General features: G+C 61.2%; 16 protein-coding genes and 1 pseudogene. 10 read left to right on the plus strand and 7 right to left on the minus strand.

The features are described from left to right. Positions 1-135: pseudogene (locus RCH91_RS03260) on the plus strand (IS4 family transposase); the annotation flags it as partial. A 160-nt stretch (positions 136-295) separates the two neighbouring features. Here RCH91_RS03260 and cas3 read toward each other — a convergent pair. Further along, positions 296-2,533: a CRISPR-associated helicase Cas3' gene (gene cas3 / locus RCH91_RS03265; protein ID WP_306533108.1), complete on the minus strand. Its 2,238-nt coding sequence runs from the start codon at positions 2,531-2,533 to the stop codon at positions 296-298. 312 nt (positions 2,534-2,845) lie between these two features. On the opposite strand from cas3, the gene RCH91_RS03270 reads away from it, so the two are divergent. Both RCH91_RS03270 and RCH91_RS03275 read left to right on the plus strand, forming a co-directional pair. Then, entirely contained in the window at positions 2,846-3,115 is a 270-nt protein-coding gene (locus RCH91_RS03270) for an AbrB/MazE/SpoVT family DNA-binding domain-containing protein (RefSeq protein WP_306533109.1), read from the plus strand. After that, complete coding sequence (locus RCH91_RS03275; RefSeq protein WP_306533110.1) at positions 3,105-3,401, plus strand: hypothetical protein; 297 nt, start codon at positions 3,105-3,107, stop codon at positions 3,399-3,401. The genes RCH91_RS03270 and RCH91_RS03275 overlap by 11 nt, the downstream gene beginning before the upstream one ends. A gap of 172 nt (positions 3,402-3,573) precedes the next feature. Here RCH91_RS03275 and RCH91_RS03280 read toward each other — a convergent pair whose 3' ends face one another. The 3 genes from RCH91_RS03280 to RCH91_RS03290 form a co-directional block, all read right to left on the minus strand. After that, the gene (locus tag RCH91_RS03280) at positions 3,574-3,774 is read right to left on the minus strand and encodes a transposase (RefSeq protein WP_306533111.1); all 201 of its coding nucleotides are present in this window, start codon (positions 3,772-3,774) and stop codon (positions 3,574-3,576) included. Positions 3,775-3,871: 97 nt separating this feature from the next. Continuing rightward, the gene (locus RCH91_RS03285) at positions 3,872-7,321 is read right to left on the minus strand and encodes a DEAD/DEAH box helicase (RefSeq protein WP_306533112.1); all 3,450 of its coding nucleotides are present in this window, start codon (positions 7,319-7,321) and stop codon (positions 3,872-3,874) included. A gap of 32 nt (positions 7,322-7,353) precedes the next feature. Further along, positions 7,354-9,192: a UbiD family decarboxylase gene (locus RCH91_RS03290; RefSeq protein WP_306533113.1), complete on the minus strand. Its 1,839-nt coding sequence runs from the start codon at positions 9,190-9,192 to the stop codon at positions 7,354-7,356. Between the two features lie 374 nt (positions 9,193-9,566). Between RCH91_RS03290 and RCH91_RS03295 the strand changes: the two genes are divergently transcribed. The 6 genes from RCH91_RS03295 to RCH91_RS03320 all read left to right on the plus strand — a co-directional run bounded on the left by RCH91_RS03295 (position 9,567) and on the right by RCH91_RS03320 (position 14,717). After that, positions 9,567-10,724, plus strand: coding sequence for an ABC transporter substrate-binding protein (locus tag RCH91_RS03295; protein WP_306533114.1), 1,158 nt, complete (start codon positions 9,567-9,569; stop codon positions 10,722-10,724). A 105-nt stretch (positions 10,725-10,829) separates the two neighbouring features. Beyond that, positions 10,830-11,696, plus strand: a complete 867-nt coding sequence (locus tag RCH91_RS03300; RefSeq protein WP_306533115.1) for a branched-chain amino acid ABC transporter permease — start codon at positions 10,830-10,832, stop codon at positions 11,694-11,696. A 15-nt stretch (positions 11,697-11,711) separates the two neighbouring features. Next, positions 11,712-12,785: a branched-chain amino acid ABC transporter permease gene (locus RCH91_RS03305; RefSeq protein WP_306533116.1), complete on the plus strand. Its 1,074-nt coding sequence runs from the start codon at positions 11,712-11,714 to the stop codon at positions 12,783-12,785. 10 nt (positions 12,786-12,795) lie between these two features. Next, on the plus strand, positions 12,796-13,515 hold the full coding sequence (locus tag RCH91_RS03310; protein ID WP_306533117.1) for an ABC transporter ATP-binding protein: 720 nt from the start codon (positions 12,796-12,798) through the stop codon (positions 13,513-13,515). A gap of 18 nt (positions 13,516-13,533) precedes the next feature. Beyond that, positions 13,534-14,238, plus strand: coding sequence for an ABC transporter ATP-binding protein (locus tag RCH91_RS03315; protein ID WP_306533119.1), 705 nt, complete (start codon positions 13,534-13,536; stop codon positions 14,236-14,238). Positions 14,239-14,282: 44 nt separating this feature from the next. Continuing rightward, positions 14,283-14,717: a CBS domain-containing protein gene (locus RCH91_RS03320; RefSeq protein WP_306533120.1), complete on the plus strand. Its 435-nt coding sequence runs from the start codon at positions 14,283-14,285 to the stop codon at positions 14,715-14,717. 84 nt (positions 14,718-14,801) lie between these two features. On the opposite strand, the gene nifS is transcribed toward RCH91_RS03320, so the two are convergent. From nifS to RCH91_RS03335, 3 genes are all read right to left on the minus strand, one after another. Continuing rightward, positions 14,802-15,977 (minus strand): cysteine desulfurase NifS, encoded by a 1,176-nt coding sequence (gene nifS / locus RCH91_RS03325; protein ID WP_306533121.1) that lies wholly within the window; start codon positions 15,975-15,977, stop codon positions 14,802-14,804. Continuing rightward, positions 15,974-16,831: a Fe-S cluster assembly protein NifU gene (gene nifU / locus RCH91_RS03330; protein ID WP_306533122.1), complete on the minus strand. Its 858-nt coding sequence runs from the start codon at positions 16,829-16,831 to the stop codon at positions 15,974-15,976. Before nifU ends, nifS begins: the two co-directional genes overlap by 4 nt. Positions 16,832-17,002: 171 nt before the next feature. Then, positions 17,003-18,421 (minus strand): phosphoglucomutase/phosphomannomutase family protein, encoded by a 1,419-nt coding sequence (locus RCH91_RS03335; RefSeq protein WP_306533123.1) that lies wholly within the window; start codon positions 18,419-18,421, stop codon positions 17,003-17,005. Between the two features lie 292 nt (positions 18,422-18,713). On the opposite strand from RCH91_RS03335, the gene RCH91_RS03340 reads away from it, so the two are divergent. Continuing rightward, positions 18,714-19,007, plus strand: coding sequence for a PxxKW family cysteine-rich protein (locus RCH91_RS03340; protein WP_306533124.1), 294 nt, complete (start codon positions 18,714-18,716; stop codon positions 19,005-19,007). The last annotated feature ends 48 nt before the right edge of the window (positions 19,008-19,055 follow it).

Consider the following 19,055-nt stretch of genomic DNA (forward strand, 5'->3'; position numbering starts at 1 on the left):
TCGCTCTACACTTTTCTACAGATCCTTGAGGTCAATTTGTTCGAGAAAAAGCCCATTTCATCGCTGGTTGCGGAAGCCCTTAAGCAAAATCCCGACCCTGTCGTCAGCAACCAGCTAAATTTATTCAACTATTAACCGGACAGTAGTGGGAGCGCATACAAAATTCGCCCCTATGGGGGCTCCAGTTCAACTTCCAGATCAAAAAAATCTTTGCCGAACAATCTTAGCTTCGTCCTGAATCGCATAGCACCTCCTTTCACCAGAATTGTTAGCAAAGGCTAAAGGAAGCTTTCCATCAAGTCAAGCATTTTTGTTCAGAGAAAGGAGAAAGGACATTGTCCATTATAATCAAATTTTCAACTTCCCAAACCTCACCCTCATCACAACACAACCCAACCTGCTCGTTATAGGCTCTCAAATTATGTAAAACCGGAAACTCGCCCCGGACCATATCCAGAGCCCTAGCCTTTTCCAGAGCAGTGAATTCTCTACCACGAAGCGCCACAGTGTACTGCTGCAACTTCCGCTGTATGGCGCGCGGATATTCCGTATATCGCAACTCTTTCACCAACGCCTGGGCTGCTGTTTCGATGGGCACAATGACCCCGATCGTATCATCCTCAATAAAGTGGAATTCCTCGGCAACTTCTCGAAACGGAAAATAGAGGTCTTTAGTCAGACGGTTCAGTTTCTCCACAATCTTCTTTTTGTCCAACTCCTGGACGTCATACAGCAACTCGAAATACCGCCGCATCGCCACCAATCCCAATGGGTCGGCATCCGGCAGCGCCCGCAGCGTCTCCTCTGCGCGCCCCATACAACGCCTGAGCCAGGGCATACGCGGCACCTTCTCCGGTTCGTATACATAGACCTGACCAAGTTTGCCATAGTCATTCATTTTGCCTTCGCGGTTGCAGCGACCGGCCGCCTGCGCAATTGAGTCGAGGCCGGTCATGGCCCGATAGACTACGGGAAAATCGAGGTCTACACCGGCTTCGACCAAGGAGGTCGAGACAACCCGGCAACATTGTCTGGCTTTTAGACGGACACGAATTTCTTCCAGCACCCGCCGACGATGTTCGGGGTACATGTTGGTCGACAGGTGGTATGCACCATCACGCTTCTTCAGTTGCACGAACAACGCACGGGCTTGCGGTTTGGTGGGGACGATGCAGAGTACTTGCGGCACCGCGTCGATCTTTGCGGCAAGTTCTCCATCGGCGAGCTTGCCGACGAAATGCACCTCGGTACGGCTCAAGTCGTCATAGAATCGTTGCGGGTTTGAGATTATTTCGTGAATTTTGTGCAGCTTGGTACGCAGTTTGGCAACATCGAGTGCCGGTTGGGTGGCGGTACAGAGCACTACCGAGCAGTTGTAGTGAGCAACCAGCTCGCGCAGAGCCGCAACGCAGGGTTCGAGGTATTCGGTCGGAATTGCCTGGGCCTCGTCTAGTACAATTACGCTACCAGCGATGTTATGTAGTTTACGGCAGCGGGACGGCTTGTTGCTGAACAGCGACTCGAAAAACTGTACATTGGTTGTAACCACCAAAGGGGAGTCCCAGTTCTCCGCCGCCAGTCCCCGTTTGCGGTTATATGCCGCCTCCTCTGACTCTTCGATTTCCTTGTAGTTGCAGTGGTGCTCCAACACTTGGTCACGTCCAAGTATCTCCTGAAACACCCTGGCGTTCTGTTCGATGATTGAGGTAAAGGGGATGGCGTAAATCACCCGGCGCAGTTTATTGGCAACCGCGTGATCCAGCGCAAACGCAAGCGAAGATAAGGTTTTGCCCCCGCCAGTTGGAACCGTCAGGGAAAAGATTTGCGGCGGCAGGCAGGCCTTGGCGCGGCACTCTACCAGGATTTCCTGCCGCAACCGATTGACCTTGGTGGGTTCGGCCTTTTCGGCCAGTGCGGCTAGATGAGCATCCAGTATTCCCTTGAGCTTGATCATGCTCTCCGGGTCAACCACTGGCCGTTCAGCATTTTTATCCGGCGTGGTAAAGGCCTCCGTATCGAGGAAGTCGGCATCCACAAGGCATGAGTAAATCATACGGGTAAAGAAGGAGAGACTGAATCCGCCGAAATCTCTGTCCAAGAGAAACGGCAACGCCAACTCCTGCCGAGTATCGGTTTCGGGAATCAACGCAACATCAGGCGGAACCTTATTATGTTTGAGCCGGTAGTGAAGCTCCCCTTCCTGTGCTCCGCCGTCCGGCAATCCGCCATGGTGACCGGCAACGATATAGGCCAGCAACAATCCGAGTTTGCCAGCATTTTCTTGCGCCAATCGTGCACCAAAGGTCGAGTGATCAACCTTGACGTTACTCCCTTCAAGCCGCTTGATAAAGTCCGCTGTCGCTTTCCCGGAGTCGTGAAGCAGTCCGGCAAACCGCCCCCAGTCTTCACCCCCGAAAATCGCAGCAAACTCTTCAGACAGTCGGGCAACTCCCTCTAAATGCTCGGCTAGCGGCTGCCAGTCAGATTTGTCCTGCGAATCTGTTGAATGAGCATAAAATTCTGTGTCCATCATTCCCCCAAATCCAACAACAAAAATAAAAATAAGTGAGCCTACCCTAACCCACACTTGCGACAAAACAAGTCACAAATCTTTACCCGCAAGTAAGTGCTGCCATTCAATGTTGCGGAATCCGTCCAAATGCCAGGCAATCACAAGGTTTGCCCCTACGAAAAGCAAAAATACACGATGAATCCGGCCCCGTTAAAGTCTCACAGGATTGCATTTCCCCCTGTATCCCACCATCGCCACCAACTGTTAATCCACAAAATGGGCATTGCCCACATACCCACAAAATGCTATCGTTTTTATCGGAGGTACCAAGCAATGCTCGTTCAAACCGATTCACGCCGCAGAATCACGCTCCCCCTCAATTCCGGCATCAAGGCTGGAGACGCTCTCGACCTCGAAGTTCTGGAAGACGGCAGGATTGTTCTGGTGCCGGTGGAACCGGTGCCGCGTCACCAGCTCTGGGCCTGGACCGCCGAAAACAAGGGGGCCATTGTCGCATCGCTTACAGACCCGAGGCCGTCGATAGTGGTGGAGTCCGAGAAAGAGGCGTCTGCCGTTGCCGACCGGTGGGCCCATGAGGATTGAGATCCGGCCGCCCTTCGACGAAGCGGTCATGTCCGCCGAACTGCCGGTGCGAAAGGCAGCGGCAAAAATGCTGCTGCTCCTCCAGCAGCTTGACCTCCCCCAGCTATGGACCCATCCCGGCCTCAATTTCGAGAAACTGCACGGCATGGTCGAACCGGTTACCGGACAGCAGCTCTACTCGCTCCGGGTAACCCAGGGTGCCCGCGCCATCTCCTGCCTGGTCCAAGGTCCCACCATTGTGCTCGTCAGCCTCCACACCCAGCACGACAAGGCATATCGCAAGTAACCCGCAAAAAAGCCGCCCCATCGGAATTATCCGATGCAGGCGGCTTTTGTTACAGCAGGGTCATACCCGAACAGGGAGTCATCCACTCCTCCGGAAAAACATCAGATCATACCATTAGGACAATCCCATACTCCTCTATCCACAGGGCTGTCAAGGGCTTTACCCGGCGTGGTCATGGCATGGGCAGATTCGCCGGGTTCTCCTTGTCCATATCCCATTTCAATGGGTTTTCCTCGATGTATTTCCGGGCGGCATTCAGTTCATCGTCGCTGCGGATGATGCGTTCGTGGTAGTTGCGTTGCCATAATGGCCGTTCAGACCGATCAAGCAAACGATTTACGGCGATTGCGGATAACGATTTGAACACCCGCACAATCGATCCAACCGTAGGGGCGCCGCTTGCTGCGCCCTTACATGATTCACTGTATTTTTCGGGCGCAGCAAGCGGCGCCCCTACATTCCATCCCCCCCTACCCTAGCAAAAACTCGAAATCCTCCCGGCTGATGCCGGCCCCTTCGCCGGCGGCGCTTTCTTCGAGCAGGGCGTGGTAGAGCTTGAGCTTGCGCTTTTTCAGCTCCATCATCTTTTCTTCGATGGTGTGGCGCATGACGAGGCGGGTGATGGTTACCTGGCGGGTCTGGCCGATGCGGTGGGCCCGATCGGAGGCCTGGTTTTCCACGGCGGGGTTCCACCAGGGGTCCAGGTGGAAGACGTAGGTGGCGCGGGTGAGATTGAGCCCCTTGCCGCCGGCCTTGAGGGAGAGGAGGAAGGCGGAGGGCACTTCCGACTTCTGGAAGGCATTGACGAGCTTCTTCCGCTCGGGGATGGGGGTGGAGCCGTCGAGGCGCTGGTGGTTGAGCCCCCGGCGGACCATCTCCGCTTCGACGATGTCGAGGAAGGAGGTGAACTGGGAGAAGACGAGGACACTGTGGCCTTCGTCGAAGAGCTCCTCCAGCTGTTCCACGAGGAATTCCACCTTGGGGGACGCTTCCTTGGAACCGGGGATGAGGAGCCGGGGGGAGAGACAGAGCTGGCGCAGCCGCAGGATGGCGGTAAGGGCGATGATCCGGGCCTGGCCAGAGGATTTGCTGCGCCACGCTTCGGCCACGGTTTCGCGCACCTCTTCGACGGTGCGGGTGTAGAGGGCCTTCTGCCGGGGGCTCAGTTCCAGATGGATGTCGGTTTCGATCTTGGGGGGGAGCTCGGCGGCGATCATCTGCTTTGACCGTCGGAGGACAAAGGGCCGGGTGCGGCGGATGAGGGTTTCGAGGAACGGGGCGGCGGCGCTGGCGGCGTGGCGGCGGAACTCTTCGTAGGAGCCCAGGAGGCCGGGCACGGCCAGGTCCATGACCGAGTAGTACTCGCCCAGGTGGTTCTCCACCGGGGTGCCGGTGAGGCAGAGGGTGAAGGCGCTCCGGAGCCGGCGGCAGGCGCCGGTGGTGTCGGCCTGGATGTTTTTCACGGCCTGGGCCTCGTCGAAGACGATGCAGTGGAACGGGATCTCGGCAAGGATGTCGATGTCACGGGGGATGATGCCGTAGCTGGTGAGGACGATGTCGACGCCGGTGAAGTCGGCGCTGCGGCCGGTACCCCGGTAGGTGAGGACGGTCAATGCGGGGTAGAAGCGGGCCAGCTCGCTCTCCCAGTTGAAGAGGAGGCTCGGGGGGACGACGATGAGGTGGGGGGACGGTTCAGTCGCCCGGGACGGTATCGTCCCCTCGTGGAGGGCCGCCAGGAGGCTGATGGCCTGGATGGTCTTGCCGAGCCCCATGTCGTCGGCGAGGCAGGCGCCGAAGCGGTGGGTGTAGAGGAAGGCGAGCCAGTGGAAGGCGTCTTCCTGGTAATGGCGAAGGGTTGCCTGGAGCCCCGTGGGGAGTGGCGACGGCGGTATCTGCTCGAAGGTGGCGAGGCTTGCGAAGATCCGCTCGTCTTCGGGAGAGAGGCGGACGGTGACCCCGTGGCGCCGCAGGACGAGCCAGTCGAGGATCTGGAGCCGCGGGATGCGGACCACTTCTGCCTTCTTGCGCTTTTTCGCTCCGGCCTCGGGGTAGAGCATGGCGAGGATGCGGGCCGATTCCTCGTCGATGAGGAGGAAGGAGTCGCCCCGGCGGAAGACGCCGCCGCTGGCCATGGCCTCGGCGATCTCCTGCTCGGTGAGTTCGTCGGTGCCGCAGCGGATCTCGGGGCGGAGCTCGAACCAGTCAAGGGTGGAGCGGGTGGCGTCGAGGGTTACGTCCAGGGTTACGGCGTTTACGGGGCGGTCCTGGAGGACCAGGTCGAAACCGTTTTCGGCAAGCTGTTTGTGGAGTTCGGGGAGGTGCCGGAAGAGGAGGTCGCGGGGTACTGCCATGGCGCCGGGCTCCTGGGCCGCGCCGAAAATATCGGCTCCGAAGAGCCGGTAGGGGATCTCCAGAAGCCGCGCTTCGACCCGCGGCTCGGCCACCGTCATGAGCCAGGCACCGTCGGACGCCAGGAGCGTGGCTTCGCGGTTGGCGCAGGCGGCAACGAAGGCGGCGATGATCCGCTTGGCCTCGCTCTTCACACTCCGCTTCAGGAAGTCGTCTCCCGCGAGGGATGCACGGATGGTGCGATCAAGCTCGGCTTTGGTTGCACAGTCGAGGGTGGCGAAGCAGGCGGCGATCACGGTGCTGCTCCGCTTCTTGGTCCGCAGGGGAACCGATGCCGTGGTTCGCCCCCGGGCGGTGAAGAAACGGAACGCCGTGCCGGAGAGGGGGATGGGGGTGTCGCCGTGGAGACCCTCGGCCAGCAGAAGTGCGGTGTTGCTGTCCACGTCGGTCACCCGCAGGCGGTACCGGTGGGTGACCGGGACAGGCTCGGTTTCCCCGCCTGCTCCGGAGAATCGGATACGCGCCAGAAGCGCGTGGAGCCCCCCCTCGGAAACGGTTATTCCCAGGGAGTTGAAGGCATCGGCAGCCAGAGAGACGGTCCGGAGGTTTCGCTCCACGGGGGCTCCGGTGTCGAGACTCCATTCGGCTGCCTCGTAATTGATGGTGTTCCAGGGCTCCCAACCGTCGAAGGAGTCGATGATGCGGATGGCCCCTGCGGGGATGTCGAAATAGTAGCGGTAGGTGGCGAAGCAGCCGTCGGGGATGGCGCGCCCGTCCTCCAGGGCCTTGCGGGCGGTGACCCTGCCTTCGGCCTGCTCAAGGAGGGTCATGGTGCCGTGAACCCGGTCGCAGTCGAATCGAAGGGGAATCTCGTTGACTCCCTGCCGGAAGGTGATCGGCGCATCGTCGCCGAAGGCCGCCAGGAAGCGCTCGACGATGAAGCCGCTCTCCCGGGGGTTGAGGAGGGTCCAGAGGAAATCCCGCACCGGGCGGGGAAGCCCCTGGTCGTGGATCGACACGGGACGTTCCCCCAGCCATACCCGCGTCTGCATCCCGTTGACGCCCCGCTCCACCACGAGGCGCGGCAGCAGCGGCGCCGTCGGCTGCGCGGCATCGCTCCCCGAAAACCAGCCGCTCACCTCGGCCAGATAGTCGCTGTCGAGCCGGAGGCTGGAAAGGGACTGATGCACCAGGCCCTTTTTCAGAACCGCCAGGGCGGCGATGACGTGGGGACAGTGGCCGGTGGGGCGCCAGAGCGGGCAGTCACAGGAGGGGGTGAGGAAGCCGCCGCTGGCCTCCATGCTCACCTCGTAGTGGCGGCTTCCGTCCATGACCTCGGCGTAGAGGACCGAACGGGCGGGGTTCCAGTCGATTCCCCTCACCCGCTTTTCGATGGCCAGGGCCAGCCCCCGCAGGACGGTGGGCTTGGCGGCCAGGGTGTAGATCATCCCTGCCGGCAATTCCCGCAGCGCGGCAAGAAGCTTCTCGCCACCGCCGGTTGCCACGGGAGATGCCGCCCGCCCCCCTGCCACATTTTTCTTCGTTGGAACACGCCTCTTTCTGCCTCTCACTGCCTCACTCCCTCGCTATCTCACAATCTCGCTCAGATAATTCCGTGCAGCGGCCCGCCGGGGGCACCCAGCGCGTCGACCCGCCGCTCGATCTCCGGCACCTCCTCCAGGGGAGGGGCGTGATGGGGCTTCACCCGCGCGTCGATGACAAGGGCACCCTCGCATCCCCAGTGCTTGCACCGGACCGAGGCGCCGATGCCGTGGATGTCGGCGGCGGGGTTCGAGCGGGTAAAGGTGACCCAGAGGAAGTTGTTGAGGGTGCGAGCGGTGAAGGGGCTGTCGTCCACGATCACCACCAGGGGGAAGCGATTGATGGGGTCGTCCGGGGCGAAGGAGGCGCAGAAGCGCTCCAGGTCCGGCAAACCGTTGTCGCCGTAGCCGGGAAAGGCCGGGCCGGTGACGGCCAGGACGCCAGGAAGGCATACGCTGGGAGCGGTGAACCCGTCGGGAAGCCGGAGCCGCGCCGGCACCTCGGTGAGAAGGTCGCGCCGCTTGGGCCCGGCAGCGGCCACGATCACCTTGGACCCTTCGTTGAGGCCGCTCCCGGAGTAATCGAGGGTGTCGATGGTGGTGCGGGTGTGGAAGTGGAGGTCGCGCCGCCAGTCGGCCCGCTCCAGGATGAAGGCGAGGAACTCGTCGATGTGGTGGATGTCCGGCGGGTTGTCCTCGTGGGGGGTGATGAAGAGGTACTTGGCCAGGGAGAGCTGGCCGTTGCCGAGGATGGCGCTGGCAATGGTGAGGAGCTCCCGCGGCACCCGCTCGGCCTCGTAGGGGACGTAGCGCTCGCTCCCCACGGCCAGCAGCAGCGGGTGAACCCCGGCGGCATCCACGGCGTGGACGGCCTTCACGCCGGGAAGGACTTCCGGGATGAGGGAGCCGGTCAGCTCGTGGATGAAGGCGCCGAAGGTGGTGTCCTCCTGGGGCGGACGCCCCACGGAGGTGAAGGGCCAGATGGCATCGTCCCGGTGCCAGACGTTCTCCACCCGCAGCACCGGGAAGGGGTGGGCGAGGCTGTAGTACCCCAGGTGGTCGCCGAAGGGCCCTTCGGGGAGGGTTTTAGCCGGGTCTATGGTGCCGGTGATGACGAAGTCGGCCTCGGCGGGCATGGGGAGCTCCCCCGGCCGGCAGACCATGGCCAGCCGGTGCCCCCCCAGAAGCCCCGCGAAGGAGAGCTCGGGAAGCCCCTCGGGAAGGGGCATGACAGCGGCCACGGTCATGGAGGGGGGCCCCCCCACGAAGACGCTCACCCGCAGGGGCTCGCCCCGCTCGATGGCCTCAGCGTGGTGGACGCCGATACCCCGGTGGATCTGGTAGTGGACCCCCACCTCTTCGTTGAGGCGGTATGCGTTGCCGGCAAGCTGCACCCGGTACATCCCCAGGTTCGAGAAGCGGAAGCCGGGGCGGCGGGGGCTCTCGGAGTAGACCTGGGGGAGCGTCACGAAGGGGCCGCCGTCCATGGGCCACGATTTGAGCTGGGGGAGTTCGGCGATGGTGGCGCGGTGGTCGAGGATCGGCCCCCGGGAAACACGCCGCGGCAGAAGCCGGAGCGCCGCCAGGGGGGCTCCCGCGTATTCCTTGGGATTCTTCAGGACGGCGGTGGGGTTGATTTTCAGCTCCACAAGGCGGCGGATGTCGTCCAGGGTGTCCCGAAAGATGAACTCGGTCCGCGCCATGGTGCCGAAGAGGTTGCCGAGCATGGGAAAACGGCACCCCTTGACGCGGGTGAAGAGGAGCGCCGGCCCCCCGGCCTGGTAGACCCGGCGCTGAATGGCGCCGATCTCGATGTTCGGGTCGGTCTCCGCGTCAATGCGGATCAGGTCGCCGCGGGTTTCCAGGTCAAAGACACAATCTTTCAGGGTGCGATAGCCCATGGGAACAGAGGCCTCCTTTGTTCGACTCGTCAGAGCAACCCTGTGACTTTAAAGCCACCCCGCCTTCAAGTCAACCGGGGACTCCGCAGTGGCGGAAATCAGCCACCCGTTCCTGGCCAATTTCCGCCACAACCGAACCGTTCTGATGGATAAAAGAATGTTTCACCGGGGGGGATCAACGACATTTCCGCAGGTTACGAATATGTTACGGAATGGCACCTTAGTTGCTTTGAATAAAACATCATCTCACGCAACAAACTCCGCTCGCAGCGCGGATATGCAGCACCCGACAGAAAACTTTCCATCCTGAATAACATCTTTTCAACAACACTGTAAATGCGTGTCAGTCAACCACACCAAAGGAGGCAGAAACCATGATGAAGAAGCTCATGTCGTGCGTTCTGGCCGCCGCGCTGGCCCTTCCGGGGCTGGCCATGGCTGCCAACGTGAAGATCGGGGTCATCAACTCCATGACCGGCCCCGAGGCCCCCATCGGCGAGAACCTGACCAACGGGATCAAGCTGGCCCAGGAGGATTTGAAGAAGAAGGGGATCAATGTCGACCTCGTCTGGGAAGACGATACCGGCAAGCCCCAGATCGCCATGAGCGCCATGGAAAAGCTCGCCACCCGTGACGGCGTGGCCGGTGTTGTCGGCCCCTACACCTCGGCCTGCTCCAACGCCGTTGCCAAGCTGGCCGAGCGTTACAAGGTGCCGCTCCTCGTCCCGGCCGCCGCCAAGGAAGAGATCACCCGCCAGGGTCTCAAGTGGGTCCACCGCCTGAACGCCCCGGCCGACCAGTACGCGGCCAGCCTCATCGACGCCGCCACCGGTCTCGGCAAGCCCAAGACCATCGCCTTCATCTACGAGAACACCGATTTCGGCACCTCCACGGTGAAAACCGCCAAGGAGTACGTGGCCAAAAAGGGTATCCAGATGGTGGCGGACGAGCCCTACTCCAAGGGTTCCCCCGACTACCGCTCGACCCTCACCAAGATAAAGGCAAAGAAACCCGACCTGGTCTTCATGGTTTCCTACGTGGCCGACGCCATTCTCCTCATGCGCCAGGCCCGGGAAATCGGCCTCTCTCCCCAGGCCTTCCTGGGGGGCGGCGCCGGCTTCACCACCGTGCAGTTCGCCAACGAGAAGCAGATCTCCAACAACGTCCTCTCCTGCACCCAGTGGACCGACGACGTGAACTGGCCGGGGGCCGCCGACTTCGGCAAGCGCTACAAGGCCAAGTTCGGCAAGGAGCCCACCTACCACGCCGCCTGCGCCTACGAGGCGATGATGATCATGGCCCAGACCGCGGCCGCAGCCGGCGGCGACAGGGAGAAGACCCGCGCCGGACTCAAGAGCGGCAAGTGGAACGGCATCATGGGCGAGGTGAAGTTCGAGGACTACGCCGGCTTCACCAACCAGAACAACCACCAGATGCTCGTTCAGCAGCTCCAGAACGGCAAGTACGAGACGGTCTACCCGGCCAAGTTCGCCACCAAAAAGGCGGTCTATCCGTTCCCGGGATGGAAGTAAACCCCAACCGCAGGCTGAAGGCTGAAGGCTAAAGGGGAAACCCTTTAGCCTTTTCCTTGACCGTCAGTCTTCAGCCTTTAGCCCGTTTTCCCCGGAGTTCTCACCATGACCATTTTTCTCCAATCGCTCATCAGCGGTATCCTGATCGGCGGCGTCTACGCCCTTATCGGCATCGGCCTCACGATCATCTTCGGCGTCATGCGGGTCATCAACTTCGCCCACGGCGATATCATGATGATCGGCATGTACCTGACCTATAACTTCTTCACCCTGGCGGGGGTCGACCCCTTCGTCTCCATCATTTTCACCATTCCGCTCATGTTCCTCTTCGGAGCCATCCTCCAGAAAATGTTCATCAACCGCGTGCTCAACGCGCTGCCCCAGAACCAGATCCTCCTCACCATCGGCCTGGGGCTCATCATGAGCAACGCCATGATGTTCATCTATACCTCGGACTACAAGATCCTCACCACGTCCTACTCGTCGAGCAGCTTCAACATCGGGACCATTTCCATCTCGTCCCCCCTCGCCATCTCGTTCCTCATCACCGCGGCCATCACCCTGGCCCTCTACTGGTTCCTGATGAAGACCGACACGGGCCAGGCGATCCGGGCCACGGCCCAGGACCGGGAGGCGGCACAGCTCATGGGGATCAACGTAAAGCGGATGTCGATCCTGGCCTTCGGCATGGGGGCGGCCCTGGCCGGCACGGCAGGGGCGCTCATCTCCCCCACCTACTACATCTTCCCCCAGATCGGGAGCACCTTCACCCTCAAGGCGTTCGTCATCACGGTCCTCGGCGGCATGGGGAGCATCGTGGGGGCCACCATCGGCGGGGTCATCATCGGGGTGGCCGAGTCCATGGGAGCCGTCTACATCTCCTCCGGCTGGAAGGATGTGGTGGTCTTCGTCCTCTTCCTCCTGGTGCTCCTCTTCAAGCCGGCGGGTCTGCTCGGCAAATCCAAACTGTAGCGGGGTCCGACTGACATGAGACAGATCAATGCTCTGATTACCAATACGCGGGCAGCCTCGCCGATATCGATCATCCTCGGGGTGGTCATCCTCGCGGGCCTCTTCCTCTTTCCCAAGGCGGTGGAGAGCCCCTACGCCCTCCACATCATGATCCTCTTCTTCCTCAGCACCATCATGGGGGAGAGCTGGAACATCGTCGGCGGCTACACGGGCCAGTACTCGGTGGGCCACGCCGCCTACTTCGGGGCCGGCGCCTACACCACCATGATTCTGATGCAGTTCAAGCAGATTCCCCCCTGGTACGGGATGATCGCCGGCATCGTCGTGGCCCTGGTGGTCTCCCTCATCATCGGGAGCATCTGCTTCCGGCTCCGGGGCCCCTACTTCGTTCTCGCCTCCATCGCCGTGGCGGAGGTCCTGCGCCTGTGCGCCATGAACCTGAAGGATCTCACCAACGGCGCCGAAGGGATTCTGGCCACTGACATCCCCCCCCTCACCATCGGGGGAACGGTGATCACCGATTTCCTCTCCAAGGTGCCGTTCTACTATATCGGTCTCGTGATCGCCCTCCTGACCATCGCGATCACCTACCTGGTGCAGCATTCCAAGCTCGGCTACTACTTCCAGGCCATCCGCGAGGACCAGGACGCGGCCCACTCCCTGGGGATCAACCTCTCCATCTACAAGAGCATCGCCCTGGCCATCTCGGCGGTCCTCACCTCCCTGGCCGGCAGCTTCTACGCCATCTACATCGGCTTCATCGACCCCCCCACGGTGCTCGCCCTGGACATCTCGGTGCAGATCGTCCTCATCTGCATCATCGGCGGCATCGGCACCATCTGGGGTCCGGTGGTGGGGTCCCTGGTGCTCGTGCCGCTCTCCGAGGCCCTGCGGAGCAACCTGATCGCCCAGGGGATCTTCAAGCTCGGTCTGGCCGATGAGACGTCGGGAATAGGCATCCTCCTCAAGGAGCATCTGGCCCACGCCCACGCCCTGATCTATGGCATCCTGGTGGTGGTGGTCATTCTCTTCATGCCCGACGGCGTCCTGGGCTACGTCAAGAAGCTCTCCAAGAAAAAGGCGATGTGAGGTGTCACCCATGGCGATACTGGAAATAAAACACGTAAGCAAGTTCTTCGGCGGCCTCGCCGCCAACTCCGACGTCTCCTTCTCCATGGAGGAGGGGATGATCATGGGGCTCATCGGCCCCAACGGCGCCGGCAAGACCACTCTCTTCAACTGCATCACCGGCTACTATCCGCCATCGCGGGGCGAGGTGATCTTCAAGGGGATGAAGATCAACGGCATGGAGCCCGACAAGGTCTGCAAGCTCGGCATGGTCCGCACCTGGCAGAAGGTCCGCCCCCTGGCCAAGCTCTCGGTCGTCGACAACGTCATGGTGGGTGCCCTCTGCCGGACCGGCTCCCTCAAGGTGGCCCGGGAGATCGCCATGGAGCAGCTGAAGGTGGTCCGGATGGACAACAAGCCCGACTTTCTCGCCGGCGGTCTCCCCATCGGCGAGCGGAAGAAGCTGGAGGTGGCCCGGGTTCTGGCCACCAAGCCGGAACTGCTCCTCTTGGACGAGGTCATGGGAGGGCTCAACCCGGCCGAGAGCGAGGAGATCATTCAGCTGATCCTTGACATCAAGAAGCGGGGGGATATCACCCAGATGGTCATCGAGCACGACATGAAGGCGATCATGCGGATCTCGGACCGGATCGTGGTCCTGAACTCGGGGGAGAAGCTGGCCGAGGGGAGCCCCGAGGAGATCGTCAACAACCAGGCGGTCGTCGAAGCATATCTGGGAAGCGAACACTAACTTTAATGGGGTTTTGAAATGCTCACGATAGAGAAACTGAACTTCAGCTACGGCGACCTCAGGGTCCTCTGGGACATCGACCTGGAGGTGAAGCAGGGGGAAATCGTCACCGTGGTCGGCTCCAACGGCGCCGGCAAATCCACCACCCTCAAGAACATCTCGCGGCTGGTGAAGCCCACCTCCGGCACCCTCGCATTCAACGGCACCGACCTGGCGAAACTGGAGTCCCACGAGGTGGTGGAGCAGGGGATCGTCCAGGTGCCCGAGGGGCGTAAGATCTTCCCGGAGATGACGGTTCTGGAGAACCTGCGGATGGGCTCCTACCTCAAGAGCACCCGGGGCGACCGGGAGGCCAACGTCGACCGGGTCTTCGGCCTCTTCCCCCGCCTCAAGGAGCGGGCCAAGCAGCTTGGCGGCACCATGAGCGGCGGCGAGCAGCAGATGCTGGCCATCGCCCGGGGGCTCATGACCAACCCGAAGCTGCTCCTCCTGGACGAGCCGTCACTGGGCCTGGCGCCGCTCCTGGTCCGGTTCATCTTCGAGATCATTACCGAGATCAACAAGCAGGGGGTGACCATCCTCCTCGTGGAGCAGAACGTCTTCCAGTCCCTCAGGATCGCCCACCGGGCCTACGTCCTGGAGACCGGGCGGGTCGTCCTCACCGGCACCGGCGAGGCGCTCCTCAACGACGAGCACGTGAAGAAGGCATTCCTGGGTATGTAAGGGCAATTCATGAATTGCCCCTACGCCAACGATAGGAGGAAAACATGACCACAGTTGGACGCTGGATGACGAAAAACCCCATCACCATCGACAAGGACGCCACGGTCATCGAGGCGATCCACCTCATGAAGGAAAAGAACATCCGGCGGCTGCCCGTGATGGACAAGGGAAAGGTCGCCGGCATTCTCACGGAGAAGATGGTGGCGGACTTCAAGCCCTCCAAGGCCACGTCCCTCGACACCTGGGAGGTCCACTACATCCTCTCCAAGACGTCGGTCACCGAGGCCATGAACCCCAAGCCCTACAGGGTGAAGCCCGACACCGCCCTGACCGACGCGGCCAAGCTTCTCCACGACCGCAAGCTCAACGGCGTCCTCGTCATGGACGACAGCGACAATCTGGTCGGCATCCTCACGGTGACCAACGCCCTTGAGGCCCTCATCGAGATATGCAAGGACCCGTCGGTCTGCCAGAAATAGACGGACAACCATAACAGCATAAGAAAAGGGGACGCCATCTACGCGGCGTCCCCTTTTGTTTAACGGGGATGATGAAGGATTCGATCAGCTGTTCAGGAATTCCCGACCGAAGGGTGACATCTCCCGCAGCCTGCGGATGACCGGCGGCATCTCCCGAATGATGGTGTCGATCTCCTCGTCGGTGTTGAAGCGGGACAGGGAGAAGCGGATGGAGCCGTGGGCGCAGGTGAACGGCACCCCCATGGCCCGCAACACGTGGGAGGGCTCCAGGGACCCGGAGGTGCAGGCGCTCCCCGAAGAGGCGCAGATCCCCTTCTCCGACAGGAGCATCAGGATCGCCTCCCCTTCCACGAACTCGAAGGCGATGGAAAGGGTGTTGGGAAGCCGCTCTGCCTCGCCGCCATTGATCCTGGCCCGGGGAATCAGCTCCAGGAGCGTTGCCTGGAGCCGGTCGCGCATGGCCTTGACCCGTGTATTCTCGTCCTCCATCCACTGTCCCGCCACCTCGCACGCCTTGCCAAGGGCGATGATGGCGGCGGTGTTCTCGGTGCCGGCCCGGCGGTTGTGCTCCTGGTGCCCACCAACCATGAACGGCCGGAACGGCACCCCCTTGCGGACGTAGAGGACCCCGATCCCCTTGGGTGCGTGGAGCTTGTGGCCGGAGATGGAGAGCATGTCCACGGTGGAAGCGGCCATGTTGATCGGGATCTTTCCCACCGCCTGGACGGCGTCGGTGTGGAAGAAGGCCCCTTTCCCCTTCTCCTTGACGATCCTCCCCACCTCTTCAATGGGAAAGACCACGCCGGTCTCGTTGTTGGCCCACATGACCGACACGACGGCCGTGTCTTCGTCAACCGCCGACCTCAGTTCATCCAGGTCCAGCCTCCCCTCGCCGTCCACATTCAGTTCGGTGACCCGGTAGCCCCGCTTGGAGAGGTTGCGGCAGAGGGTCAGCACCGCCGGGTGCTCCACGCGGGTGGTGATGATGTGGCGGCGCTCCGGGTAGACCTCGATGGCCGAGCGGATGGCGGCGTTGTCGCTCTCGGTGCCGCAGGCGGTGAAGACGATCTCATCGGGGGAAGCCCCCAGGAGGGCCGCTACGCGGTTTCTCGCCTCGTCCACCTTCTTCTGCACCTGGCCGCCGAAAAAGTGCATGGAGCTGGGGTTGCCATAGAGCTCGCAGAAATAGGGGCGCATCTCCTCAAAGACAGCCTCGTCCACCTTGGTGGTGGCGTTGTTGTCCATGTAGATCTCTTTCATCCCTCCACCTCCTGGACAACGATGTCGTCAGCCACCAGCTCCCGCAGCTTCAACTCCACGAACTTGGCGGTGTTGCCCGACGAGGCGCAGCCGGCGCAGGCCTTGCGGAAGGCGATCTGAACCTCGTTCCCAGAGATGTCCACCAGCTCCAGGTCGCCGCCGTCGGCCCACAGCATGGGGCGAACATCTTTTTCCAGGGTCTCCTGGATGAGCTGCATCTTGCGGAGGTTGGTGAGCTTCTCGGGTTTCTTCCGCACCTCCTTGGATTGGGTGCCGAGCACCTCGTCGATCAGCTCCTTGATTCTTGGGATGCAACCGCCGCACCCCCCCCCCGCCTTGGTGAAATGGGTCACCTGCTCCGCCGTGGTGAGCTTGTTGGCGGCGATAACCTTCCGGAGGAAGGTGTCGGTAAGGCCAAAGCACTTGCAGACAACCTCCCCCGGCTCCATCTCCTCATGGTGGTCGTGGTGGGTGGGCACCGGCCCCCCGCGGTACTTGGCAATGGCCACCTCAAGGGCCTCCTGCCCCATGACCGAACAGTGCATCTTCTCCTCGGGAAGCCCCCCCAGAAAGTCGGCGATCTCCTGGTTGGTGGTGGCCAGGGCCTCATCGAGGGTCTTTCCCTTGATGATCTCGGTAAGAGCCGAAGACGACGCGATGGCGCTGGCACAGCCGAAGGTCTGGAACTTGGCGTCGACAATCCGTTCCTTGCTGTCGTCGAGCTTGATATAAAGTTTAAGGGCGTCGCCGCAGGCGAGACTTCCCACCTCTCCCACCGCGTCCGCTTCCGGAATCTCCCCAACGTTTCGCGGGTTCAGGAAGTGCTCCCGAACCTTGTCAGTATACTCCCACATGAAAAATCCTCCTTGGAATAACGTTCATCGCTCCGCAATACTATAGCAAAATTGTCAGGTATTCAATATCCATTCTTTTACAGTCTGGAAAAACGAATGGCGCAGTACCGGAAGGGATAACCCGCCGGAGCGCCATTGCTCATTTTTCGATATGAATAACGCTTCCGGACATCACCCGAGAATGAACGCCTTCCCCGCCGCCATGACCGCCGCCAGCTTCTCCTCGCCGGACGCCTCGCCGTAGAGCCTTACCACCGGCTCGGTCCCCGATTTGCGGAACAGAAGCCAGCTGCCGTCCTCCAGGATGAACTTGCTCCCGTCCACGGTTATCATCTCCTTTACCTTTAAGCCGGCAAACTCCGCCGGGGCCTGCCGCTGCTTGTCGGCATACCCGACTTCCAGGGCCGGCGAGAGGGTGATGTTCTCCCGTTTCGTCACGAATTTCCCCACCTCACCGTAAAGCCGCTCCAGCAGGGCCTTCACCGACAAACCCTCCCGGGCCACCATCTCGGCCACCAGGAAGCAGGCGAGAATGCCGTCCTTCTCCGGCACGTGCCCCTTGATGGAGAGGCCGGCGCTCTCCTCGCCGCCGATGATGATCCGGTCCTGGCTGATCAGCTCGCCGATGTACTTGAAGCCGACCGGCGTCTCGATAACCTCGATGCCGTGCTTCCTCGCCACCGCATCGATCAGGTGCGAAGTGGCGACACTACGGGCAACGGCGCCAGTCATCTTCCGGACCCGCACCAGGTAGTCGAGCAGGAGCGCGACGATATAGTTGGGTTCGATGAAGGAGCCGTCCCCGTCCACGATGCCGAAGCGGTCGGCGTCGCCGTCGGTGGCGATCCCCAGCTTCACCGCCGGGTCTCCCTTCACCAGCCCGATGAAGTCCTGGATGTATTTCTCGGAAGGCTCGGGGGGAAACCCGCCGAAGTAGGGATCCGGGTGCATGTTGAGCATTGCGACCTTCGCCCCATGCTTCATGAGGGGCTCTTCCAGGTACCCCCGGCCGGTGCCGTAGAGGGCATTCACCGCGATGGTGCCGAGGGACGCTATGGCGGAGAAGTCGACCTTCGTCTCCAGGTCCGCCAGGTACGGCTCCCGAGGGTCGATCTCCTCCACGAGCCCCGCACGGACCGCATCGTCCAGGGCCATCTCCCGGTAGCAGACCTCGCCCAGCATCTCGTTGGCGCGCCGCTCGATGTCCTTCGTCGTCTCGGGAAGCGCGGGGCCTCCCCAGGAAGGGGAAAACTTGATGCCGTTGTACTCGGGGGGATTGTGACTGGCGGTAAAATTGATGGCGCCGGCTGCCTTGCGCCGCAGGATCTCGAAGGAAACGACAGGGGTCGGCGTGTCACGCTTGCAGACATAGGCCTTGATGCCGGCACCGGCCAGAACCCGGGCGGTCTCCTTGGCAAACCGCTCACCCATGAAGCGGGTATCATAGGCGACGATGATCCCCTTCTCCTTCTCCCCGATTGACACCACGTGATCGGCGATGGCCTGGGTCACGATCTTTACGTTCTCGAAAGTAAAATCCTCACAGAGGATGCCGCGCCAGCCCGAGGTGCCGAAAGCGATTCGATGCATAGTCCCTCCCTTGGGGAAATGGCCTCACACATTGCGGAGGCTTGATTTTTCAGGTAGTGAAAGGGTAATACATACCCCTTGGCGAGTCAACCCTGGCAATCCTCAATTCCCGCGCTCCGAAGCCCGCACGAAATCGCAATTGCGCCTCTGAAATGGACAATGGACCGTTTGGGTTAACGTGCTTTGGAACCAAAGGTGCGCCGGGGATTTTACAGTTGACTTTTTTCTTTTGGAATTGCTAGATTGGCTAATAGACAGTTCTGGGAAACAAAACGATTCAGGAGGATTCAGAATGCAGTGTCAAACAGTTCTTCCCGGTACCGAGTGTACCTTCTGGGGAAAGCAGGGTTGTATCTTCACCGGCGGTTCCTGCCAGGTTGTGGTTGAAAACTGCGAAGGGTGTGAGCGTGTGGTCGACGGGAGCATCGGCAAAGTCTGCAGCGCCTACCCGGCACCTGTCAAGAAGTGGTCCGCGGGCCTTTGCAACTTCGCCACCCACGTGAAGGTGGAGATCGCCAGCGAAGAGCTCAAGGTTAACCCCCTCAAGGCTTCCAAAAAGGCCTCTGGTGGCGGCAAGAAGAAGTAACCCCACCACCCGCCACTGCACTGAAAAAGGGAGGACTCGTTCCTCCCT

The sequence above is a fragment of the Geobacter sp. genome (assembly GCF_030834625.1).
Taxonomy (GTDB): domain Bacteria; phylum Desulfobacterota; class Desulfuromonadia; order Geobacterales; family Geobacteraceae; genus Geobacter.